Genomic DNA, 25,873 nt, shown 5'->3' with positions numbered 1-25,873 from the left:
TTAATTTTTGTGTTTTGGGTGGTTGTTATATGGATGTGGTAGTTAAAAAGAAAACCGATTATAAGAAGGTTTTAGGCAAAGCGCTTGGTGTATGTGTTTTGCTAGGTGGTGTAATTGTTTTTTATAATGAATATAACTTAGGTGATTATTCGTCGGTTAAGCTTGAAAGGGTAACTACATCAACAGTTATACAAGGTAGCTTTGAAAATGTGGCGCCAGTGAGTGGTGCTGCTGAATCACTTAATACAGTTTACTTGGATGCGATACAAGGTGGTATTGTCGAGAAACTATATGTGGAAAAAGGCGACTTTGTTGAAGCTGGGCAAAAAATCATTGAATTCAAAAATACCGCATTTCAACTTCAAGTATATTCTCAAGAAGCACGTGTCAGTGAGCAGTTAGATATTAATACAAATACTCGACTTTCAATTGACAGCAAACGCCTAAACCTTGAAACAGAACGCAACGAAATAGAATACGATATCAAACGACTGACTCGTAAGTTAAAGAATTATCAGCGTTTGGTTAGCCAGAGGCATGTTAGTACAGATGACGTTGAAGCGGTAAAAGAAGAGCTAGAGTTTAAAACTAACCAGCTGGCTATTATCCGACAAGAACAAGAAAGTGAAGATAGTGTCAGAGGGGAAAAGGTCCAGCAACTTCAAGAAAGTGAGCAACGTCTTAAAGCGCATTTAAATATAATCCGAGCGAGTTTGGATGACCTCATTGTGAAGGCGCCCATATCTGGTCAGGTTACGTCTTTAGATATCAAACTAGGAGAGTCAAAGTCACCAGGTGAGCACTTAGGCAAACTTGATCAAATCGACAGGTTTAAGATTGTCGCGGAGGTTGGATCGTTTTATGTATCTAAAGTCAAAGAGCACGTAAAAGGCAGTATCCAATATCAAGGGAAACCATATCAGGTTGCTGTAGATAGAGTTTATCCAGAAATTATCAATGGCACATTTAAAGTTGATCTGACTTTCACTGATCAGCAACCCAAAGACATCACGAGCGGTCAAAATTTCATCGTAAAGCTCGAACTCTCAGAGCCAGTATCATCCCTAATGGTACACAACGGCGCATATTATCAGGATACGGGCGGTAAGTGGGTATTTGTGCTGGATCCTGAAAATCACAAAGCGATTAAAAGACATGTCAAATTAGGTCGTAAAAACGATCGATATGTCGAAGTCATTTCCGGGTTGGCAATTGACGAAAAAATCATTTCTTCATCGTACGCAAACTTCCTTGACTCGGAAACCGTGATCCTCGAGTAATTCAAAGCTGGATTACCACCGACCATGGAGAGCTTGTTTGATAGTGAAACGCAAGCTCGTGCAATATTTTATTGTTCAATTTATGTCAAAAACTAATATAACAAACTGATAGAATTCAAATGATAAAACTAACAAATATTTCAAAGCATTATCGCACAGACGAAATCTTAACAACGGCCTTAAGTGATATAAACCTCTCTCTGCCTCAAGGGGAGTTTATGGCAATCATGGGACCGTCTGGCTGTGGTAAATCTACACTTCTCAATGTGCTTGGCATGCTGGATACGCCTTCTGAGGGGCAGTATGAATTTATGGGAGAGGAGATAGCAAACTACAAAGAAAGCCAGCTTGCCAAAATAAGAAAAGAGCATGTAGGTGTGGTGTTCCAAGAGTTTAATTTGATCGATGAGCTGTCGGTGATTGAAAATGTAGAAGTAGCTTTGCTCTATCATAAAATGCCCAAGGCAAAAAGAAGGGAGCTGGCGCTAGAAATGCTGAAAAAAGTAGGCATGGATCATCGTATCAAGCACTATCCTGGGCAACTCTCAGGAGGGCAGCAACAGCGCGTTGCAATCGCCCGTGCTTTGGTGAATAAGCCCAAGCTCATCGTAGCGGATGAGCCAACAGGTAATTTAGACAGTAACCTCGGTAGAGAGATCATGGAATTGATTTCTGATATCAATAAAACAGGTACTTCGGTGATCATGGTGACACACTCCGAAGCGCATGCCCAATATGCCAATCAAATTTTGACCTTGTTAGACGGTAAACTTGTTTCGGGCTCTCTTGAGCAAAGTATAGCGAGCTGATTTGGGTGATTCATGACGTTAGATACGATAGTTTTTTCACTTAAGCGGCTTGTACATAGCCCACTGTATTCACTGCTAAATATTATTAGTTTGGGAATTGCACTTGCCTGCGTTCTGTTAGTTGGGCTGTATGTTAATGATGAGTTTGAATACGATGGGTTTTGGCAGGACTCTGAGCGCATATACCGAGTCGAGATGAACCGCAGCTTTAGCAATGGCGATCGGACTCACACACAATATACATTTGGGCCAATAGTTCCTTTAATCGAGAGCAACCAAACTGAAGTCGAAAGTGCAACGCGATTTGGTCACTTTAACTTTTTAGTGTCGGCAAATGACAATCGTTTTTACGAAAATTTGTTATTTACGGATCCGAATGTCGTTGATGTATTTGGCTTGGAGTTCACTGCGGGAGATGGAGCAAGTGCTTTCCAACAGCCGAATTCAGTTGTCATCACAGAGACAATGGCAAACAAGTTATTTCCCAGTGGCAACGCATTGCATCAAATGGTGTGGTTGGATGGAAAACATCAAATGCAAGTCTCAGGTGTCATCGCAGACATCTCGAATAACTCTCACCTCACTTTTAGTTTATTTGCATCAATGGATAGTGCTAAACAAATGTATGGCGATCGCATAATAAACTGGGACTATGCAAACCAAAGCAGTTATTTAAAGTTAACCGCGGGGGCTGATCCTGATGCAATTGAACGGGAAATTACTCAGCTTGTTGCTGCCAATGCACCTGAGGCTCTCTCTACTAAAGTCGAGCTTAAACTAAAGCCCGTCGCCAGTATTAACCTACTCGCACAAGACGGCAAAGGATTACAGATAATTTATATTATATCAGCGGTGGCGCTGGCGATTTTATTGATGGCGTGTGCAAATGTGGTTAATTTGGCAACCGCCAGAGGTGCGGAGCGCGCCAAAGAGCTGGGGATCAGAAAGGCAGTAGGTGCCAGTAGAAGGGATCTTTTTGCTCAATTTATAATTGAATCACTCATTCTTGCATTTTTTGCCTTACTGTTTGCACTCATTGTGACTTATTACTTCTTACCACTTGTAAATGCCATGACTCAAAAATCAATGGTATTAGATTTATTGGGCAATGTGGGGCAAATCGGATGGCTTGTATTTCTTTGTTTGGTCACCGGTTTGCTATCAGGTGCGTATCCTGCGTTTATGCTATCTAAGTTTCAACCAGCACATGTACTCAAAGGTATGATGAGATTTGGGCAGGGTTCAATGTGGGTGAGAAAGGCAATTGTTTTACTACAATTTTCTGTCTCTGTTGGCTTAGTCATCGTGACATTGATCATATATAAACAAGTCAGCTTTTTAAAACATATGGACTTGAAGTTTGAAAAAGAAAACGTGGTGGTGATCGATAATATCCATTGGACCGATATTGCGCCTCACTACAAAACGCTTAAAGCTGAACTTGAAAAACATCCTGATGTTTTGAGTGTTGGCGGCTCAACGGGCGTCCCGGCACAGGATTACAATTTGATGGGCACTTACGCCGTGAAAGGGGAAAGTGAAACAAGCGCCATCTCATTAAATAGACTTGATATGGATCACGGGTTTTTTGACAGCTATGACGTTAAACTTTTGGCAGGTCGGTTATTTTCTAAAGAGCACCCATCTGATTTGGTTGATCCCGGACCGGACAGTGGTGCAAGTCAATTTAATATCATCATCAATGAACTGGCCATGCGAAAGCTCGGTTTTGCCAGTGCCAATGAGGCCATCAACCAAAGCATAGATAGAATACAGCCTTCTCGTTTGCCTTTTTCTTATAAAATTGTCGGTGTTGTCGAAGATTTTCATATGCTGGCAGGCCATGGGCCAATCAAACCTTATCTGTTTTTGGTGAAGACCAATGGCTTTGTCCATGCATCAGTAGAGTTGTCTGAAAATGGGGTTGCAGATGGTCTTGCACATATCGACAGCACATGGAATAGCATCTATCCACAATATCCAATTGTTAGATCATTTATCGAGGATGATTTAGCGCGCGGGTTTGAGCAATGGGAGAGCTATCGTGTGGTGATGGTCGCCCTAGCTATTGTGACAACCATAATTTCTTGTTTTGGCGTATTTGGATTGGTGTCTTATTCGACGAAATACCAGAAAAAAGAAATCAGCGTACGTAAAGTGGTCGGCGCGTCTGCATGGGATATCACAGTGTTATTTAATCTCGGCTTTTTGAAATTATTACTGCTTGCTAATTTGCTTGCATGGCCCGTTGCTTACATGTTTGCAAGTCGTTGGCTCAGTGAGTTTAGTTATCGAATCATGCTGGAACCTTCATTGTTTGTATATATCGGGCTTGCTTCAGCGGTATTGACGACGCTGATAACAAGTTATCACACATACAAAATAGCGAATACAAAACCGGCTTTGGTCTTTCATACGAATTAACCAGCGGAGCCAATGTATTTTTCAGCAGCAAAGGAAAGCCACAGTTTTTATGTGTAAGTACTTTGCTCTATGCCATTAAGTTGTGCCACGGCGAATAAATCCGACTTCAAATTCAACATTAATAACAAATTTGAGGTCGTTATTTGGCGGGGTTCTAGGGAAAAGCAATGACATTAAATTCACTTGTAAGCGCAGAGTTTAATATAAAAGAAAAAGCAAACAGCCTTGTAGATATCGTAAAACATTATGCTGAAGTTCAGCCCGATAAACACGCCTATCGTTTTTTAAAAAACGGTGAGGATGTAGCGCAATCACTTACCTATAGAGAACTCGATTTATATGCGCGTGCAATTGCCAGCAATTTGCAGGCTGGCGCTACAATCGAGCGCGCGATGTTAGTGTACTCACCGGGACTTGAGTTTGTTAAAGCATTTTTTGGGTGCCTATATGCTGGAGTCGCGAGTGTGCCTGTGTATTTGCCATCAGCAAGGGTTGAAAGTTGGCAACGATTACGTGGCATTATGAATGACGCAGAAGTTCAAGCCATTTTACTCGAGCCATCTTGTGTGGAGTCTGTGAACAAATGGTTATTTGCAGACGATGAACAAAATAAACCACAGCTAATCACCACAAACTCGCTTGATGACAGCGCAGAAAATAACTGGGTCGAGCCCGTTTTTGGTGCGGATAAATTAGCCTTTTTGCAGTATACATCGGGCTCTACAGGGGACCCAAAAGGGGTGATGGTCAGCCATGGAAACTTACTGCACAACCAGTCTCTAATTGAAGCTAAGTTCTGTCACACCAATGAGTCTGTGGTCGTTGGCTGGTTACCTCAATACCACGATATGGGTTTAATAGGTAATATACTACATCCCGTCTATATGGGCGCTACATCGGTTCTGATGTCGCCAGCTGCATTTTTGCAAAATCCGCTTCGTTGGTTAAAAGCCATAAGCCAATATCAGGCTAATACAAGTGGGGGACCGAATTTTGCCTTTGATTTATGTGTACAACGAGTCAGTGAGGCGGATAAAAAAACACTCGATTTAAGCTCTTGGGATGTAGCATTTAATGGTGCGGAACCCATTTCACCACAGACCCTTGAAAACTTTTATCAGGCATTTAAAGGCTGTGGTTTTAAACGGCAGGCATTCTATCCGTGCTACGGCTTGGCTGAGTCTACTTTGATGGTTAGTGGTGTTGAAAAAGCAGCCGAACCAGCAGTTGTGCACCTGGACCGAAGAGCACTCGAAGACAACTACATAGAGGTCAAATCAGCACCTGACGACGGTACGTGTTCACTGGTGAGTTGTGGGGGGGTGAAACCTGACGTGTCGTTACAGATAGTCAATCCAGACTCAGGTATGGTACTGGAAGAGGGTTCAGTTGGCGAAATATGGGTCGGTGGAGACAGTGTTGGACTTGGTTATTGGAAGCGAGAAGCCCTCAGTCAATCAGCATTCTATGCGCAACTGGAAGGCTATCAAGCTCGCTTTCTGCGCACTGGTGATTTGGGTTTTGTACACAATGGGCAAGTCTTTGTGTCAGGCAGGTTAAAGGATTTGATTATTCTGAGAGGGAAAAATTACTACCCTCAGGATCTCGAAGCCACAGCGCAATCAGTCAGTGCAGCATTAAAACCAGCCAGAGGCATTGCTTTTATCGACGAGCCACCACATCAAGGTGCTCAACCCTCTGTAGTGCTCATACAGGAGGTGGAGCGCACATCATTGAGAAAAGTGAACTTCACTCAGCTAGAGAAAAGTATCAAACAGGCGATTTACAGCACCTTTGATTTACACATTGAGGTGTTGTTAGTGAAGCCCGGGCAGGTACCCATTACTTCAAGTGGTAAAGTGAGGCGTTCACTATGCAAAGCAAATTATCAACAGGATCAGTATCAGGGGTTGAACGAGGCGCAAAACACCGCCTCAATAGAGAGCCCTGAACAACCGCAGTGGCAGCCCAATTCGGTGGTTGAGCATTTTATGTTTGACTGGTTGAAATTGCATTTTAAGCAATCAGCGCAGCGCAATAAGCCATTGCTAGATTATGGCATTGACTCAATGAAAGCAGCCCAGCTGCAATATGATATTGAAACCGAGCTTAGCGTCATTTACCCGATGGAAAAGTTGTTAAATACGTCAAGTCTAGGGCAGTTAATCGAAGAACTCACTACGCTAAAAACGACAGTTGATGCACAGCACACCCATTGCACGCCATCAGGGAGCACAGCTACCAAAGTAAATGGTGAGTTATCAACTCATCAGGCGATGTTCTGGCAAATTGATAATCAGTCTGGCAATACCGCAGCATTAAATTTATCTCTACCAATTTTAATCAGAGGTACATCTGAGCAGGCGTTTTGCATTGATATTTTTACGCAGGCATTGAATGCGTTAATTGCGCAGCAACCGACTTTACGTACCGTGTATCAAGAACAATCAGGTGAGGCCAAGCAAGTTGTTAAGTCTATGTCTGATTTCAAAGAGGTATTAACCTATCAAGATGCAGCAACGTGGAGTACTGAAGAGTTAAATACGCAAATACAGGCGTTGGCCACAGAACCGTTTGACTTGAAAGATGGCCCGGTTTTTAGAGCAACGGTTTTTGCTAGAAATAACGGGGCTGTATTGTTTCACTTTGTGGCTCATCACATTGCGATGGATGCCTGGTCTATCCAAAAATGCATACAGCAGATAGCAAAAAATTATGCATCTCTCCTAGCGGGCAGGCAACCAGAGCGGATTATTTCTCAAGTGAGCTACCTTGATTACTGTCACAGGCAAGCAAGCGATAGTAGGCAGCAAGCTTACGCAGAGTCGGCGCGTTTTTGGCGCAGAGAATTCGAAGGATTCTCGGAGGTGACGGAGTTACCCGCAGACAGTAAGAGTCCAAAAGTGTTTAACTTTGAAGGTGGTAACCTCGACGTGCGGCTACCGGGTAGATTGCGCGGCGACATATATACGCTGGCAAAGCGTAAGGGAGTGACACCCTATACACTGTTATTGAGCGCTTTTAATGTTTTGCTTCATAAGTTTATGGGCAATGAGGATATCGTTATTGGCACGCCTATTTCTCAGCGACCTATGGTTGATTGTGCTGAAGTGGCTGGATGCTTTGTCGATGTAAAACCAGTACGTACCAAAATACACGGAGGTATGCTGTTTAATGACTTGCTTAAGAGTGTTAAGAATACTTTTTTATCAGTATTAGAAAATAAGTGCTATCCATCGCAGCGAATTTTTGAGTTACCGCAATTGAGAGATGCGTTGCGGGCTGCGAATATATTCCCCAATGTACGATTTGCTCTGCAAAAAGCGCCCGACCTTGAGTCAGTGGGTGAGTTCTTTTTGGCTACCGATGGCGCAAATATCAATTTACATGGGCTCGAGCTTTCATCTTATGAAGCGCCGAGTCAGATTGCTCAGGCTGAATTGTCACTCACGGTTGTGGAGTGTACAGACAAGGTTTGGTTGCGTTTTAATTACAGCACGCAGCTGTTTGAGCGCGGTACGGTGGAGTATTTAGCAAAATGCTTCATACGAATTGTCGAGTCGCTCACTCATCAATCAGAGCAGTCTATTGACCAAATTGTACTACCTCGTAGAGATAATGCAGAGCAACAGCAGGCAGTTGCACGAGGTCAAGAGGCTTCCCTAACAGTTAAAGGCGTGCATCAATTATTTGAACGACAAGTAGCCGTCCAACCGGATGCGATTGCGGTTGTTTGTGAACAACAGCAAGTCACTTATTCAGAGTTGAATCACATGGCAAATACGATTGCGCACACGCTGTTGTCACACAAATTAGCACCAGAAAGTACCGTCGCCATTTATATGCACCGCTCGGTAGAAATGGTTGCGGCGTTTCTTGGCGGGTTAAAAGCGCGTGCCTGTTGCGTGCTTATTGAACCGACGACTCCCCGCGAACGCCGTGAACATATTTTGGCAGATTCAAATGCTAAATTTGTGCTCACAGATAAAGTATCTAAGTCAGTCAATAGGGTTGAGCAGCTGACTGAGATAATTGTCGATGACAATTTATTTGAAAGTGTCGAAAAGTATCAAAATCCAGATTTGCCAGTCTCTGACACGGATGCTGCGTATGTAATTTACACATCAGGTTCAACAGGAAAGCCAAAGGGCGTTGTGGGGATCCACAAAGGGATGATCAATAGAACACAGTGGATGATAGAAACCTTTAGCGCAAGCCACCTTGATGTTGTCTTACATTGCACACCATTTAATTTTGTGCGCGCTGAAAGAGAGTTGTGTTTCGCACTGGGTGCTGGGGCGCAATTGGTCGTCTTGCAACAGAATGCGCTTAATGAGCCTGCGGCGTTTATGCAAGCAATGCAAACTCACAAAGTGACATTCACTGCCACCTCACCTGCACATATTAAAACGCTTTTGGACTACGATAAACAGGCTTTTTCTCGCTTGGTGCCGCCAAGGCATTGGTTTATTGGTGCAGACGTTTTAGACCATACCTTGGTTTCCAAACTGCAATCTATACACGGCACTATGACGCTTAGTTATTTCTACGGTTCAACAGAAACAACGTCTGATGTGAGCTGTTTTACAGTGCCTAAAAACTACTCGGGGGGGGCATTCACTACGCCGATTGGGCGGCCTCTAACAAATACCCAGCTCTACATTTTAGATAAGGCCTTTAATCCGGTCCCTAGTGGTGGAAAAGGTGAGTTATACGTAGCTGGCGATCAGATTTCCAGAGGGTATTTAAATGCCAGTGAATTGACAGATCAGAAGTATATCGACAACCCGTTTTCTGCTGCAAAGGAGCGGCTCTATCGCACTGGAGATTTAGCGAGACAGCTTAGCAACGGGGACATCATCATTCTTGGCAGGGAGGATGCCCAAGTTAATTTAAATGGCTTCCGCATTGATTTATCCGAAGTGGAGCATGGAATCTATCGTCTTGAAAGCGTCAAAGATGTCGCTGTGCGTTTGCATCAAGAAAGTGCAGACAAGCAATACATAGTTGCCTACGTGGTGCTGAGCAGCGACATGCAAACGCAAGCTCAAGAAGAAGTCACCTTGCGTCGACATGTGCAGAACATCTTCAATGAGTATATGCAACCCAGCGTGTATGTGTTTGTAGAGCAACTGCCAAGAACTGAACTAGGAAAACTCGATCATAGGCGTCTTCCTGAACCTTCGATGGTCATCGAGCAGGCTAGAGTTGCAAACTATGAGGCTCCTGAGAACGAGCTAGAAGTCCTCTTAGTTGGTATTTGGCAAGAGATATTGCAGCTCGAACAGGTAGGCGTCGAAGATAACTTTTATCAGCTCGGAGGTAATTCTTTGCTCAGTGTAAAAATTGTGGCGGAAATAGAAGAGCAGATTGGGGTTAGTGTAACGTTGAAAACGTTTTTCGATGCACTGACTATTAGGGCGTTAGCGGAAAAAATTCTGACTATCGCGATGCAAGAGATGCCGCAGGAAAGTGAGTTTTAAAGCTTGCTGGTCGTTCACAGCAAATCAGTGAAACTCTGTTGTAGGAGGATGAGTCACGGATGCAAACCGTGGCTCAAGCAAAGTTGTTGTAGTATCAGATTAAATGCGAATTAAAAAATGAAAAATAATAAAAACTTAGTTGGCAAGTTCTCGGGGTTGTCCAAAGAACAACAGAGTAGTTTTTTAGCTCAACTAAAAAAAAAAGCATTTCAACAAGAGCCATCACAAAAAGGCGTAGTTGCTAGAGTGTCGCAAGCGCAATTAGCCAAGGGTATTGCGCTGTCGTATTCTCAGCAGCGCCTATGGTTTATAGACAAATTAGAGGGGGCAGATAAAGCCAGCTATAACATGCCTGTGGCAGTAGGCCTTAAAGGCAAGGTCAATGTGGCGTCAATACAGCGTGCTCTTCAAGCAATTGTTGACAGGCATGATGTACTGCGCAGCCGTATCGTTGTGCAAAACGGTGAGCCTCGACAAGTGATAGATCCCCAGCTTGAGTTGAATTTAGAAGTAACTGTTGTCACCGAAGTGCAGTTACAAACTGCCTTATGTGATTTTGCGAGCCAGCCCTTTGAGTTAGAAAAAGGCAAATTGTTCAAAGCCGAGATGTTTCAAGTGAACGACGAAAATCATGTGCTCTGCTTGAACATGCATCATATTGTTTCTGACGGGTGGTCTTTAGAAGTAATCAAAAAAGAGTTTATTCACCATTATCGTTCAGGTACTCCGTTGCCTGCACTTGAGGCACAGTTTCACGACTTCGCCCATTGGCAGCGCCAGCCAGAGCAAGACGAGGCAATTAAGTCCGGTTTGACGTTTTGGGCTCGTTCATTGGCCGGACTGCCGGATTACCTGCCTTTACCAACGTGCAATGAGCGACCAATTGTATTGGCTGAACAGGGCACCATTTATTGTGATTCGCTGACTTTGGAAGCTCGCGACCAAATCGAGCTTTTTAGTCGTTCACACCAAGTATCGACATTTGTTACCTTGATGTCGGTGTTCAATGTCTTGTTAAATCGCTATACCAATACGTGTGATATTGCTGTGGGGACTCCCGTAGCAAATCGCCAGCATAAATCAATCGAATCAAACATTGGTTTGTTTGTGAATACCTTGGTAGTTCGAAACCAAGTTGATCCATCACTCAGTTTTGCGACGCTATTGCAAAATGTGAATGGTGTTATTAGGTCGGCATTTGAGCATCAAAATACACCGTTTGAAAAAGTCGTTGAGCATCTTAAACCAAACCGAAGCCAGAGTTACACACCGCTGTTCCAAGTTATGTTGGTCTATCAAGATTTTCCTTCCGCTGTAGCGCTAGAGCTGGATGGCCTGACAATGACGGAAATCCCGATATCAAGTGCCACGTCAAAATTTGATTTAACCTTATTTGTACAGCGCGAGCGCTCAGGTTTTAATTTGAGGCTTGAATACAATACAACGCTGTTTGATGAAAACTTCATTGCGCAGTTCACTAATCACTATAAACAACTTGCGATTAAGTTATGCAGTGAGCCTGAGCTCAAAATAGGTGCAGTCCCGCTACAAACCGACCATGAAAATAAACTAATCGCACAGTGGCAAGGCAAGCGCTGTGACCGCTATCAAAAACATTCTCTTGTCTCACTTATTCATGAGCAGGTCAAATGTCGTCCAAATGCCACCGCGGTTAGGATCGGCACCGAGTCAATTACCTTTGAGCAACTGTACAGAGATGCATTGCAAATATCTAAACAGCTAAACGATGCACAGCTGGCAACCAATGCCATTGTAGCCATTGCTATAAGCTCTGATTGGCGGCAAATTTCCGCTGTGCTGGGGGCGCTGATCTCAGGGATCACGTTTGTGCCCATAGATGTCTCGCTTCCGACTCGGCGTCAGCAACAAATTTTATCCTTATCTGGCGCGAGCATGATGTTGGTTGAAAAGACCATCGAGTGTTTAAGCATTACTCAGGTCCTAGTAAAGAAGGTCAATGACAGCGCGGATATCGGTTGTGATGTGGCTGCGAAGGTAAATGATTTAGCCTGTATTGTATTTGATGCCGATGAATATGACTCGGAACCCAAAGGCATTCAAATCTCGCAAAGTAGCATTATAAATTCAATATTAGATGTTAATGCACAATTGCCTCTGACCCATGAAGACTCGATCCTTGCGGTTTCTGAGTTCGATTGTGAGTATTCGATATTCGAACGATTTAGCATCTTAGCCTGCGGTGGGTGTGTGACTATGCTCCACCAGTCTGACTTAGAGAGTCCGAAAGCGTGGGCGGCAGCACTCAGTGACCATGATATATCGACTTGGCATTCATCGCCTTACAAGGTGGCTGTTTTATTAGCGTATTTTCAAAGCAGCAATACCACATTGCCAACAGCCCTCAATAAGTTGTGCTTGGTTGCACAACACTTAGACCAGAAGCTGGTTTCGCGTATAGAGGCATGGAATGACCAATTATTGATATATGGCTTTGAAGGGCTACCGGAAGCGGCGAGTTGGTCGCTGTTAAGGTGTTATGGCAAAAAAGAGCAGACGAATAAACTCAATGTATTGAGTAATCAAAAAGTACATATTCTTAACTCGGCATTAGAAACCTGCCCTCAACTCGTTAATGGAGCTGTGTATCGCAGTGGGTGTGGTGTAGCGGATGCATACTGGAATAAAGCGGCGCCAATAGATACGCGATTTGTCGTTCACCCCCGCACCGGAGAGCGCTTGTTCAAAAGCGGAGAACTAGGCCGCAGACTGGCAAGTGGGGAGTTGGAGATAAACCAGTACGATCAGCACAAGGTGATAATAAATGGCCGACCTACCAGCTTAGTCGAAGTAAAAAGTGTGTTGGATACACATAGGTATGTGTCGGCATCCAAAGTCGATGTCGTTCGTGGTAGCAGTGGAGGTGATGTGTTAGTTGCAACTGTAGCAACTGGTGCAGCGCTCACCAAGTCTGAACTATATCGCTACTTACGCAATCTGCTGCCTCACTACATGGTCCCAAGGTATTACAACATCGGCAGCGAAATTGAGGCTGATCCCATTGAATATACGGAGCAGTTGCTGGCAGGGTTTCAGGTGAATAGTCAGTTTGTCGTCGCACGAACGCCACTGGAAGAAGATGTAAACCGCATTTGGTGCGAGGTACTGGGGGACGAACAAATCAGTATCAACGATAGGTTTACTGAGCTTGGTGGCACGTCGATGCAAGCGATTAAAATTGTCAATGAAGTCAATGCTGCTTTTGAAATAAAGATAACGCTCAAGGAGTTTTTTAGGTGCGAATCGATAGCTGCTTTGGCTCGTTTACTTAGTCGTGCAGCTTAGTGCGCATGGTACAAAACACAATTCAAATGAATTTAGGCGCTGTGTGACAGCGACAAGTTATTGAGGTGATTGATTTGTTTAATTCACTAAAAGAAAAGCATCCACTGTTATCGCGGCTGAGTGCATGGATTTTACTTCCCTTATTGGCGATATGTCTGGCGATGTATCTTTGGTTGAGTTCAGATTTGCCAACGGCTAACTCGGTTGTTGAGGTGACAGGCAAGCATGGCACCGCGGTTATTTCCAGAAATGAGTGGGGGGTGCCCACTATCTCAGCAAAACAAGATTTATCCGCTTTTTTTGCTTTGGGTCTGGCACACGCACAAGATCGATTGTGGCAAATGGATTATCAACGTCGGCTAGGTAAAGGCCGACTGGCTGAAATACTAGGAGTGTCTGCACTCTCTAGTGACAAACTAATGAGAACCTTGGATTTAAAGACGGCCGCAGAGTCGGCGTTAAATGGCTTATCCGACAAAACGCGTGCAATTTTGAAGGCGTATGTAGATGGGGTGAACCAGGGCATATCCGCTCTTAAAGTGATGCCGATTGAATTTTATTATTATGATATAGACATCGAACCTTGGTCTGAATCTGACTCATTACTGCTAATCAAATTGATGGCGATGAATTTAGGCGCAAATTATCAAGATGAGTTATCGAACTCGATTTTAGTTAAACACTTAGGGCGCGTTAAAGCACATGAGTTACTGGGGATCAATATTGCACCTGCGCACGATGTACCAGCAACGTCAGCGCAAGAGTTTGCTGCACTCAGCGAATTTTATCAAAATATTGAACGCCAATATCATGCTACATGGGAAGGGGTTGGCAGTAATGCTTGGGTAGTATCTGGCCGACATACTCAATCAAGCCTTCCTATGTTGAGCGGCGATCCACACCTGCGATTACAGCTGCCAACAACATTTTATTTAGCGAAATTACAAGGGGAGCTCCTTGACGTAACTGGTGCAACAATTCCTGGCGTGCCAGCAGTCATTTTTGGTCACAATCGGCATATAGCATGGTCAGGGGTCAACTTAGCGGCGGACGTGCAAGACATCTATCTGGAGCGCCAACATCAGGTTAATGAAAACCTATTTGAGTACAATGGAGCATGGGTTAAAGCTAATATCAAGGTTGAAAAAATTGTAGTCGCTCAGCAGTTCCCTGCGTTTTTGCGCGCGCCATATCAGCCTTTAGAGTGGCAGGTACGTTCAACCTCAAACGGTCCTTTATTGAGCGATGTATTTGGTTCCGATCGTCACTTTTCGCTGAAATGGTCAGTACTGGATCCAGTTGATACCAGCTTGCAAAGCTTTTTAGAGGTTAACTACGCGCGTGATCAGCAAACGTTTAGCCTTGCGCTTGAACAGCATCATGCACCAGCATTGGCATTTGTATATGGTGATGTTGCAGATAACATTGGGCTATTTACCGCAGGTAAAATACCCATTCGTCATGATGCAAATGGCCAGCTACCAGTGCCGGGTTGGACTGCCCAATATCAGTGGCAAGGCTATGTGCCATTCGAAGAGATGCCACAACAAATGAACCCTGAGTCGGGGATCATTGTTACTGCGAACAACCAGATGCATGGGCCATCTTATCCCCATATCATATCCAACAATTGGCAACCAGATTTTCGAGCTCAACGCATCGCTGATTTGCTGCTTCAGCATATTCAAGAAAAAAACAAATTGTCGCTCGGCGATATGGCAGCAATTCAGTCAGATGTGTATGCAATTCACGCTGAAAAAGTGGTGGCGTTTTTGCTCCAATCGGTAGCAAAAACATCGGCGCAAGATGAGCTGGTAAGTGTATTGGAAGACTGGAATATGGAAATGTCGGCACGCAGCGCTGGGGCGGTTATTTTCAGAGCATGGTCGCGGCATTTTAATAGTCGCGTCATTGGTGATGAATTAAAAGTGCAATTTAGCTACCCGAATAGGATGTCCGTTTTGGATGGCCTCAGTGCGAGCTATCAAGCTGAGTTCATTGCGGCGGTGATAAATGGCGAGCATCGCGCTTGGTGTGACGATGTCACCACAGAAGCAATAGAAAGCTGCGAAAAGATGGCTCAGTTGTCTTTGATAGATGCAAAAGATGAACTTGAATTGATGCTTGGAGGTAACCCAGAGTCGTGGCAATGGCAGGATATGCACAAAGTGACGCTTCCGCATTCAACGTTTTCACAGCACCCATTTTTAGCGAAGTTTTTTAATCAGGAACATGCCACACAAGGAGGATTATATACGGTGAATGTCGCCGGTGGATCGTACTCAAAAGATGAAGGTTACATTAAGCACATGGGGGCAACTTATCGACAGTTGATCGACTTAGGTGCTTTGTCCGATACGCAATTTATTCTCGATACAGGGCAATCAGGGCACCTGTTTAGCCCGCATTATACAGACATGGTAGAGAGGTTTGAGCGTGGAGAATATGTATCGATAGACCAAAGTGAACTTGGTCAAACTCAGGATGCGGGAGAGAAATAAGATGCCTCGGCAAAATAAAATAGAAGAAATAAACAAAGGGCTCTTTCACTTTTTAATCATGCAGGGAGAAAACCGTGTATTGCTGTCAATTATTACGGGGGTTTTAGGGGGGTTGGCTTATGCGGCATTGATACCCTTAATATTGGCATCTATCAGTGTCGAAAGTGCACTCATGGCTAATTTTTTGGCGGAAGAGAAAGTATTCGTTTTAGGGTATGAAATCATTCAACCCAAGTTTGCCATCGCTTTTCTCTTGGTTTGCTTAGCTGCACTCATTTTAAGAGCTGTTTCACAGATCCTATTGGAAGGTGTAGTGGTCAAAGCAGCCAGTGGACTACGTGTATATATGAGCGATCGCCTTTACAAGCTCCCTATTCAGGAACTTGAGCAAATAGGGCCTTCTCGATTTATCTCCGCAATTACGATGGATGTGCCAACAATTGCGGGCAGCGCTGCATCGTTGCCTAATTTTGTTATTAACATCAGTGTGGTACTCGGAGTGCTCGGTTATATCGCTTTTCTCGATGTGCACATGTTATGGACGGTGCTACTGGTCATTTTGTTCGGGGTACTCTCATATCGTATCCCAATGATGTTTGGGCAAAAGTTTTACGCAAAATCACGTGATAGCTACGATGATATTCAAGAAAGTGTGAGGGGCTTCATTTACGGGGCTAAGGAGCTAAAGCTTAAGCACAAGCGCTATCAAGAGTACCGAGATCAGCGATTGATCACCGCAGAAGGCCACTATGTCAAAATGCAGTTGTGGGGAGGGCGTATTTTTTACATGGCAATTCAGTACGGTAATTTAGTTGGATTTCTCGCTATTGGTGTAATTGTGTACGCAGCAGGGAATTACTATTCACTTTCCAATTCAACCTTAGTCAGTGTGGTAGTGGCAACGTTATATTTGATAGGGCCTTTGGCCAATATCATGAATTCAATAATGCCTTATAGTCAGGGAGTGGTTGCACTTAAAAAGCTTAATACGCTGATCAATGATATGCCTCAAGAACCAGTGAGCGAAAGTTATGAGCCACTACTTTGTGACCGAATTGATATTAAGGAGCTGTGTTATCAATATCCTGGACAAGAAGGATTTAACCTCGGGCCGGTGAGCTTTACGCTGCAGCGTGGGCAGATCACGTTCGCCATCGGCGGAAACGGGTCCGGTAAATCAACTTTAGCCAAGTTAATCTCTAACCATTATGCCCCTTCAGAAGGTGAAATAGCCTTTAATGATACTCAAATCACACCAGAAAACAGATGGCAGGCGCGAGAAAGCATCAGTGCAATCTATACCGACTTTTTTCTGTTTACCAAGCTATATGGGTTTGCACAAGATGATTTAGGTAAGGTTGAAAGTTATCTTAAAAAGTTGGCTTTGCATGACAAGGTGTCTTTGCAAGGCGACATGTTTTCGACAATTAGTTTATCAGATGGACAAAGAAAACGCTTGGCCTTGTTAGTGAGCTATTTAGAAGATAGAAGCCTATACGTTTTTGATGAATGGGCAGCAGATCAAGACCCTGAATTTAAAAAGGTCTTTTACACAGAATTACTCCCAGAGCTAAAGGCAAGAGGCAAGATAGTGTTTGTAGTTGGTCACGATGAATTGTATTTCTCTCAAGCAGATCAGCTACTGACAATGCAGCGTGGGCGCTTGGTCGACATTCAATCCAATCAATCGTGTAAGAGGGAATTGAGTCATGCAATTTAGCGAAATGGCACAACTTACTTATGGATTGGATGCTTGAGATAGCATCGATGGGGCTAACCAGTCTATTGATGCCAATTTTCATACTCTAACAAAATAAAAATAATTAAATAGGTATTAAGAATGAACAACCTAACAGTATCTCTATTATCTGAGCTGAAAAGCTTGGGAATTCAACTAACGCAGGCGCAGGGAAAACTTAAGTTAAAGGCCCCTGAAGGGGCATTAACCGAGGCACTAAAAGAAAAAATACTCAAGCACAAAGGAGATATCATCGCATTGCTGAAGCTCCAGGAAGAGGGCTTTACCAAACTAGATAAAATACCCAAACGCACGTCAAACAATGCGCTACCTCTGTCCAACGCACAGCGCAAGTTGTGGTTGATAGATATGCTCAAAGGTACAAGTATCCATTACAACATGCCAGGCACTTTGCGGTTTGAGGGGACTTTAGATGAAAGAGCGCTGTATCGAGCAATAGAAACAATCATACAACGTCATGAAGCCCTGAGAACGGTGATAAAAGTTGATGAGCAAGGTAAGCCTTATCAACATATTTACGACTCTTTTGAATTTTCACTTCCGGTGGTTGACCTCACACCTTTAACACCGCAACAGCAATACGATGCGGTTGTCGAACACTATGTGGAAGATATCAATACTGCGTTTGACTTGTCCAAAGACTTAATGTTCCGTGCGCAGTTACTCAAGTTAAATACGCAGACCCATGTTCTTGTATTTGATATTCACCACATTTCGGCGGATGGTTGGTCGTTTGAAATATTCTACAAAGAGCTCGGTCTATTGTACCTTGCTTATAGCTCAGGTAAGGCCAATCCATTACCTTCACTACCAGTTCAATTTGCCGATTACACGCTGTGGATGGAATCTAAGTTTGAGAACAAGGAATTGGATGAACAATTGGCATACTGGCAGGCACACCTTGCTGAATTACCTGCAGTGCACAAGTTACCGTTGGATAAAGAAAGGCCTGAAGTTCAAACCTTAAATGGCAAGAAGTACAGCAAAAAATTTAGTGCGCAAACGTACGCTGCGCTTAAGCAGTTTGCAGAACGCAATAGTGTCAGTTTATTTATCGTTTTACAAAGTGCTTTTGCGGCAGTGCTCAGTCGTTGGAGCGATGAAAAAGATATTGTTATGGCGACGCCCAATGCGAACCGCGCGAGGCCGGAACTGGCGGAGTTGATTGGCTTTTTTACCAACACGCTTATTTTGAGAACTGAGTGTGATCTGGGCCAGTCTTTTAACCAGTTTTTGCAATCGTCTACACAGGTCTTACATAAGGCTTATGAAAACCAGCTGGTCCCCTTCGATATATTGGTTGAGGCTCTAAATCCGCCGCGAGTGATGGCTCATAATGCGTTGGTACAAATCACCTTTTCTCTTGAGAGCAATAGAACGGGCCCGGCGGATGCTCTGAGCTCCTCGACTTTAAAAGTAACGTCGGCCATTGATGAAAGCAATGCCCCCATAGAAGTGCCAAGCAAGTTTGACCTAGAGTTCTATATTTGGGAACTTGAAAACGGGTGTAGATTTGATTGGACTTACAATCGAGATTTGTTTGAAGAAGAAACAATCAAGGCATTGGATCGCGATTTTGAGTGCTGTCTGCACGGTATTTTGAATAACCCAGATTTGCCGATGCACCAATTTTTTAGCTTGGACACACATCAGCAACAATTGATCACGCAAAGTAATGCCCAGCATTTGCCCTGCCCAAATAATGAAACGCTTTTCGATATGCTGGAGCGCCAGTACGAGCGGACACCGAGCAATATTGCTGTCAAATATGGCGAGTTGTCATTGACATACTGTCAGCTACATGAAAAGGCAAACCAATTGGCGTATTGCCTGCGGACATATCAAGGCGTTCAGCCCGGGCAGCTAGTAGGCCTATATTCTGAGCGTTCAGTGGATATGATCATTGGCATGTTGGCAATTATTAAAGCAGGCGGCTGTTACATGCCGTTAGACCCCAGTTTGCCGAAGCAACGGCTGGACTATATGTTAGCCGATGCGAAAGTGTCTCTGGTGTTGGCGCAAACACATTTATGTCATAGTTTGGCAAGCTCGACTATCACAGTACAGCAAATTGCAACTGAGCAGAGCTGGCCTTGCACTACTTTGTCAAATCACGCGTCGGCTGAGTTGCCTGTCTATGCCATTTACACGTCAGGGTCAACAGGGCGACCAAAAGGTGTTTTGAACAATAACAAAGGATTATGTCATAAATTGCATGGCATCCAGCATCAATACTCACTGCAAGCTGGGGAGCGAATGCTGCAAAAAACACCGGCCCATTTTGATGTATCTATCTTTGAAATTTTCTGGCCGTTGACTACAGGAGCAACAACGGTGTTAGCTGAACCTGAAGCGCACAAAGATCCGCAACGTGTATATCAGCTTATTTGCTCGGAGCAGATCAATGTTGTGCACTTCGTTCCTGCCATGCTTAGGCTGTTCTTAGAGGAAATTAAGGGCGGAGAGTTAGCAAGCTTAAGGTTGCTATTTACGAGCGGTGAGGAGTTAAGCTATGCGGTGCAAGCCCAAGCTATCGACGTGCTCAAAGGAGTTGAGTTAGTTAACCTCTATGGCCCTACGGAAACGGCGATTCATGTGACGGGCTGGCGCTTTAATGAACTTAGAGCCGATAAAAAAGTGCCCATAGGTTTTGCCTTGCCGAATGTACAAACGCATGTACTTGATCCTTGGCAGCAGCCTGTCCCAATAGGTGTCAGTGGTGAGCTGTTTATTGGTGGTCCACAGGTGGGGATGTGCTATTTAAACAATAAGCCCTTAACAGCAGAGCGGTTTCCTACACTTGTAATAAATGGCCATCAAACACGTGTTTACAGAACTGGTGACAGAGCTAGACGCTTAAAAGACGGTGCAATTGAATTCTTAGGTCGTTTTGATGAACAGGTCAAACTGAGAGGATTTAGAATAGAACTGGGTGAGATTGAATTTGCACTGATGAATATCAGCGAAGTAGAGTCTGCGGCTGTTGCGATTAAGGAACTTGAGAAAGGTGTTGCCAGCAGCGCACTGCTTGTCGCATATGTAACATTGAGAGATGGCAACATAACTGACGCTGCCATTAAAGAGGAGCTTAGTAAGTTTTTGCCCGACTATATGGTACCAGCTGCGATTGTACGAATGACCGAGCTGCCACTGACCTCGAGCGGCAAGCTTAATCGACTTGCTTTACCCGCGCCGGGCTTTGTTCCAACTACAACAGATATTCTTCAGCCACAAAGTGGCACTGAAAAAGCTGTCTTGCGCATTTTCTCAGAGTTGCTAAATCGGGAAGATATTTGTATTACAGCAGACTTTTTTAGTTTAGGTGGCCACTCCTTGTTAGCCAGTGAGCTGCGCATGAAGCTACAAAAAAGCATGAATATGGATGTGCCACTGAGTGTGATTTTTGAAAAGCCAACGGTAAAAGCGCTGTCAGTATGGTGTGACAATGCTACCAGCAACTCCATATCATCTATTGAGGCTGTACCAGAAGCACAGTGGGTTCCCTCTTTTTCGCAGCAAAGCCTGTGGTTTATCTCGCAAATTGAAGGTGGCTCAAAATACAATATTCATGATAGTTTCTTGATGACAGGTCAGCTGGATATTCCAGCCCTGACACAGGCTTTTATTGCTTTGATAGAACGCCACAGCGTTTTTCGTCAAGTTTTTCCTACCGTGAATGGTCAGCCAAAATTAACTTTGTTGAACAGCTATTCCCCATTAACCGTTACGTCACTGGCACATTTGCAAGGTGATGAGCAACTCGAAGCGCTTGAAAAGCTAAGTACAGAGCATGCTTTGTATCCATTTGATATTAGCGCGCAAGGGCTTTTAAAAGCGCAACTGGTGGTGCTTAGTGAGCAGCGTTATAGGTTGATGCTGACTCTGCACCACTTGGTTGTAGACGGTCAATCATTCCCTGTTTTGATGCGTGATTTGATAAGCCTCTACAGTGCACAGTGTGGCAACAAAGTAACGTTGCCAGCGATGAGTATTCAATACGGTGACTTTGCCGTGTGGCAAAAAGCCCATGCCGATGGTGGTGCTATTGAGCAACAAAAAGCGTATTGGTTGAAAAAGCTCAAAGGTGCCCCTGAATTACTCTCTTTACCTGCCGACTACCCGCGACCATCAGAGGTATCATATCGCGGGGAAACATTGGCGCTTGCGTTTCCTGACGCTTTAATTTCACCGCTGGAGAGTTTTAGCAGAAAAAATGACAGCACATTGTTTATGACCTTATTGACCATTTACAAAGCACTATTGTCTATGTACAGCGATGAAACGGATATTTGTGTTGGTACAGCGGTCAATAATCGCAGTCATCACCAACTGAAAGACGTCATTGGCATGTTTGTTAACCGGCTAGTGTTACGTTCAGAGATCTCCCTCGGCGAGAGCTTGAGTGAGGCGCTTGTCAAAGTGCGCCAGACCACACTAGATGCTTTTAGCCATCAAGATTTACCATTCAGTCAGCTGGTTACTGAAATAAATCCACAGCGTAATTTGAGCTATAACGCACTGTTTCAAGTGGCCTTTCAGTTTGAGCAGAGCAGCATGAGCCATATGCAAAACCACAGTATGGATTTAGAGGGCCTCTGCATAGAAAAAGAGCAGGTTGCTGATAACATTTCAAAATATGACTTGTCGTTATACGTAGTTGAAAGCTCCGGAAAGTTGGAATGCAATTGGGAATATTCGAGCGATTTATTTAAAAGAGAACGGATTGAGCGAATGCACGACCAATTTTGCAACTTATTGGAAGCTGCTTTAGATAAGCCAAATGAGCCTCTTGCCGACTTACTCATGGGAGAGTATGGGGCGGGTGTATTTACGATTTAAGTTTCATTAAATAATCACAATAATAAGAATCCATAATGAATACTAAGATAAGCAACACCTTACCTGATGGTATACTTTCATCACGAGTAAAAAGAGTGCTAAAAATTGCGGCAAGTCCACCGACTGAGCAAGCTCCTCTAGATAGTACGCTGGTATTGGAGTTTGACTTTCAAATTGACAGTACGCTGGTGGAAAAGGCGCTAAATACGCTTGTTGCTCGCCATGATATTCTTCGAACTCGGTTCGTACTAAGTGGCGAACAAGTGCATGTCAATGTATCACCAAAAAGTGCCATAGCGCTGCAACAGTTTGAGCTGTCAGATAGTCAGCTCATTGAGAAGATTATACAAACCGAGCAAAATAAGCGTTTCGATCTCGCATCAGAGCCCCTCATTGCCGCATCGTTAGTTGTATGTGACAGCGCATGTGGACAAGTGCGCACAGTGTTAATACTGCGTGTTCACAGTGCCATTGCTGAGCCTGAGTGCAAAGCAATCATATTAAATGAGTTCTGTTCGATATATGAAGACTATGACCGAGGCTTGGTTAGTGCCTTAGCGCCTGTAAAGCGGCAATATTTGGTTTGCCTTTTGGAGTCTGCGGGGAAAACGTTTATTGCCCAGTCCGGTGCTGGTGACGTGTATAGACGGACAGATTTGGCTCAGAGCGAAGACTCGAAAGACAGTCATACTGTTTTTAAACAGTACAATATAGGCGCAAATCAAGTTCGCAAACTAAAGGAATTCGCTCAATCAAAGGGGGTAACCTCTTTTGCAGTTTTGAAATGCGCCTTTGGTGTGATGTTATTAAAAGCTGGTTTAGCTGATTGGCATGTAGGACATGTGGTTTCCACGCGTCGCGACAACTTATCAAATGATATGTTAGGGGCTTTTGATACCGTTATTGGCAGTCGTCATATTGTAGATGAAAATACCCGTGTTGACATCATTCTAGAAGCTGTGTGGGACTCGCTATTGGAGTCATTAGATGAGGTGGATGGATTAGAACGTCGCGATCTATCTACACGCTTAGAGCGTACGATACCTGCTTTTGACGTGGTGTTGAGCTATGAAAAGTGGCTCGGAGATGGCCTGCCGCTAGCGCGTATCGGTGGCACGCTTCGCAAATGCCACTCTCTACCGGTAATTATTCCAGTGCCTTTATCAATTAACGTGGTTGAGTCTAGTCACGGTATTAGTCTGGACTGTCATTTTTCAGCTGAACAGTTTGAGCGTTCGAACATTCAAAGCATGTTGACATCATTCGAGCTGATACTTTCTGCCATTTGCGACGATTCAGCCTATACGGTGAAAGAGCTTCCCTTTATTGACTGTGCAGAGTTTCAACACTTGGTCTATGGCATTAATAGCAGCTGGGTCGACTACTCAAAAAGTCAGTGTATTCACGAGCTTTTTGAGCATCAAGCAAATACGAGACCTGACGCAGTTGCGCTGATTTGCAATGGCGAATCCATGAGCTATGAGGAATTAAATAACAAGGCCAATCAACTCGCACACTATTTAATCCGCGATCAGGGCGTACAACCAAACTCCTTGGTTGGTGTTTGTATGAGCCGCTCTTTCGAGATGGTCATCAGCCTGCTCGGGATAATGAAAGCGGGGGCGGCTTATGTTCCTTTGGATCCGACTTACCCCGAAAATCGGCTTAGCTATATGATTGAAGATACCCAGCTCGCAGTGGTGCTGGCTGATAAGGCTGGTGGACACTCTTTACCGGCCTCGTATCTGGGTACTGTTGTGAAGCTTGATGACTTTGCGACGACATCGAATCACTTTTTGGTCGACTTTGATACTTACAATCTTGATAAACGCACTTTGGGGTTAAACTCTGAACACCTCGCGTATGTTATCTACACATCGGGGTCTACCGGCAAACCCAAAGGGGTTATGATAGAGCACCAATCAGTGTCAAATTTCATCTCAAGTATGTGTGATAAGTTATCGGTTTCTTGTCAAGATAAGGTATTAGCGCAAACTTCCATTAACTTTGACATTCATGTTCTGGAGCTTTTCGTCACGTTGAGCGCGGGAGCTACACTCATCGTCGCCAGTGATGAACAGCGTAAAACACCTGAAACAATCATCCAATTGGTAACAAATCACCACATCACATTAATTCAGGCAACGCCGAGTTTATGGAAATCTATGTTCGATTACGGTTGGCAAAGCAGCGCCAGAATGTCTCTTTTGTGTGGTGGAGAAGCCCTATCTCCAACGCTGTTAGAAACCTTCCACAATAAGTGTCCTCAGAGTCAGGTTTTTAATATGTATGGCCCGACAGAGACAACCGTTTGGTCCGCCATTGCAACCCTCAATACGTCATATTGTCACTTGGGCAAAGTGATTCAAAATACGCAGTTTTATGTACTTGATGAGGCACAAAGGCTTCAGCCTCATGGAACAATTGGGGAGCTTTATATTGGTGGGCAAGGGCTTGCTCGTGGATATTTACACAGGCCAAGTTTGACTGCTGAGCGTTTCATCGACAATCCATATTACGACCATAAATTTAAAGGTAGCTCCAAAAAGCTCTATAAAACTGGCGATTTAGTTAGGTATTTAGCAGATGATAACCTGGAGTTCGTGGGACGAATAGATGACCAAGTGAAGATCCGCGGGTTTCGAATTGAACTGGCAGAGATAGAGAGTGTGCTGCACCGCCTTACTGCTGTGCACTCTGCACAAGTTGTGACTGCGAATATCGCGGGCAGTCAGCAACTTGTCGGGTATATAAAACAGCATAATAAAGAGTCAAATAATGGGGCTTCAATTGATACCATCAAAGCTGCATTGAGCGCCCAATTGCCTGAATATATGGTGCCCAGCTTATTGGTATTCATTGAAGAGTGGCCACTTACGCCAAATGGAAAAATTGATAAACAAGCATTGCCCGACCCGCAAGGTAGCAATTTGCATGGTGAGTATGTCGCTCCATCTACAGAAATTGAAGAAAAGCTGGTGCAAATTTGGGCGGAACTACTGGACTTGGGCCACGAAAAGATCAGCTGCGCAGCCAGTTTTTTTAATTTAGGTGGTCATTCATTGTTAGTGAATCAACTTTTGCAAAATATAGATAGCCATTTAGGGGTTGAACTGCAACTTGCGGAGCTGTTTAGCGCAGTAACCATTCACCAACAAGCTGAATTGGTCGCACTCTCTATCTCGCAATTAGCCCTTGATGAAGCGCTTGCAGCTGCCGATGAGGTTGAGATTATGGCGTTTTAGACATTTTGCTTATGGATAAGGCATTCAGTGTAAATAAGCTTACTTTAGTATAAAAGCTACGGGTGCTCTGTTTGGCAGAGCACGCCGTCAAATGACTAATTTGGGAGATGTAAATGGTTACTTTTGAAAGTGCAGTTTATATAAACTAAGTGTTTTTTAAAGGTAAAATATTCGCATATAAAAATATTCATTAAATTTTTATTTATATT

9 protein-coding genes are annotated in these 25,873 nt (G+C 44.0%); all 9 read left to right on the top strand.

From position 1 onward, the window contains the following. Positions 1–29: 29 nt before the first annotated feature. The 9 genes from QNM18_RS04655 (at position 30) to QNM18_RS04615 (ending at position 25,664) form a co-directional block, all read left to right on the top strand. A complete protein-coding gene (locus QNM18_RS04655; protein ID WP_211009514.1) occupies positions 30–1,280 on the top strand; it encodes an efflux RND transporter periplasmic adaptor subunit in 1,251 nt (416 codons plus the stop codon). 119 nt (positions 1,281–1,399) lie between these two features. Then, positions 1,400–2,089, top strand: coding sequence for an ABC transporter ATP-binding protein (locus QNM18_RS04650; RefSeq protein ID WP_284136505.1), 690 nt, complete (start codon positions 1,400–1,402; stop codon positions 2,087–2,089). A gap of 12 nt (positions 2,090–2,101) precedes the next feature. After that, entirely contained in the window at positions 2,102–4,513 is a 2,412-nt protein-coding gene (locus tag QNM18_RS04645; RefSeq protein WP_284136504.1) for an ABC transporter permease, read from the top strand. Between the two features lie 167 nt (positions 4,514–4,680). Then, complete coding sequence (locus tag QNM18_RS04640) at positions 4,681–9,996, top strand: non-ribosomal peptide synthetase (protein ID WP_284136503.1); 5,316 nt, start codon at positions 4,681–4,683, stop codon at positions 9,994–9,996. A gap of 117 nt (positions 9,997–10,113) precedes the next feature. Beyond that, a complete protein-coding gene (locus QNM18_RS04635) occupies positions 10,114–13,320 on the top strand; it encodes a non-ribosomal peptide synthetase (protein ID WP_284136502.1) in 3,207 nt (1,068 codons plus the stop codon). 74 nt (positions 13,321–13,394) lie between these two features. Further along, positions 13,395–15,821 carry a penicillin acylase family protein gene (locus QNM18_RS04630; protein ID WP_284136501.1) on the top strand — a complete coding sequence of 809 codons (2,427 nt, stop codon included), beginning with the start codon at positions 13,395–13,397 and terminating at the stop codon, positions 15,819–15,821. A gap of 1 nt (position 15,822) precedes the next feature. Continuing rightward, positions 15,823–17,541: a cyclic peptide export ABC transporter gene (locus tag QNM18_RS04625; protein ID WP_284136500.1), complete on the top strand. Its 1,719-nt coding sequence runs from the start codon at positions 15,823–15,825 to the stop codon at positions 17,539–17,541. Between the two features lie 120 nt (positions 17,542–17,661). After that, positions 17,662–22,419, top strand: coding sequence for a non-ribosomal peptide synthetase (locus QNM18_RS04620; protein ID WP_284136499.1), 4,758 nt, complete (start codon positions 17,662–17,664; stop codon positions 22,417–22,419). 35 nt (positions 22,420–22,454) lie between these two features. Next, positions 22,455–25,664, top strand: a complete 3,210-nt coding sequence (locus QNM18_RS04615; RefSeq protein ID WP_284136498.1) for a non-ribosomal peptide synthetase — start codon at positions 22,455–22,457, stop codon at positions 25,662–25,664. Positions 25,665–25,873 lie beyond the last annotated feature (209 nt).

Source organism: Pseudoalteromonas obscura (genome assembly GCF_030135505.1).
Lineage (GTDB): Bacteria > Pseudomonadota > Gammaproteobacteria > Enterobacterales > Alteromonadaceae > Pseudoalteromonas > Pseudoalteromonas obscura.
The sequence above is the reverse complement of the archived record's forward strand: the minus strand, read 5'-3'. Positions and strand labels throughout refer to the sequence as shown.

Bases quoted from the DNA above. Each gene is read 5' to 3' on its own strand.
- QNM18_RS04655 (WP_211009514.1), top strand. From the start codon at position 30: ATGGATGTGGTAGTTAAAAAGAAAACCGATTATAAGAAGGTTTTAGGC.
- QNM18_RS04650 (WP_284136505.1), top strand. From the start codon at position 1,400: ATGATAAAACTAACAAATATTTCAAAGCATTATCGCACAGACGAAATC.
- QNM18_RS04645 (WP_284136504.1), top strand. From the start codon at position 2,102: ATGACGTTAGATACGATAGTTTTTTCACTTAAGCGGCTTGTACATAGC.
- QNM18_RS04640 (WP_284136503.1), top strand. From the start codon at position 4,681: ATGACATTAAATTCACTTGTAAGCGCAGAGTTTAATATAAAAGAAAAA.
- QNM18_RS04635 (WP_284136502.1), top strand. From the start codon at position 10,114: ATGAAAAATAATAAAAACTTAGTTGGCAAGTTCTCGGGGTTGTCCAAA.
- QNM18_RS04625 (WP_284136500.1), top strand. From the start codon at position 15,823: ATGCCTCGGCAAAATAAAATAGAAGAAATAAACAAAGGGCTCTTTCAC.
- QNM18_RS04620 (WP_284136499.1), top strand. From the start codon at position 17,662: ATGAACAACCTAACAGTATCTCTATTATCTGAGCTGAAAAGCTTGGGA.
- QNM18_RS04615 (WP_284136498.1), top strand. From the start codon at position 22,455: ATGAATACTAAGATAAGCAACACCTTACCTGATGGTATACTTTCATCA.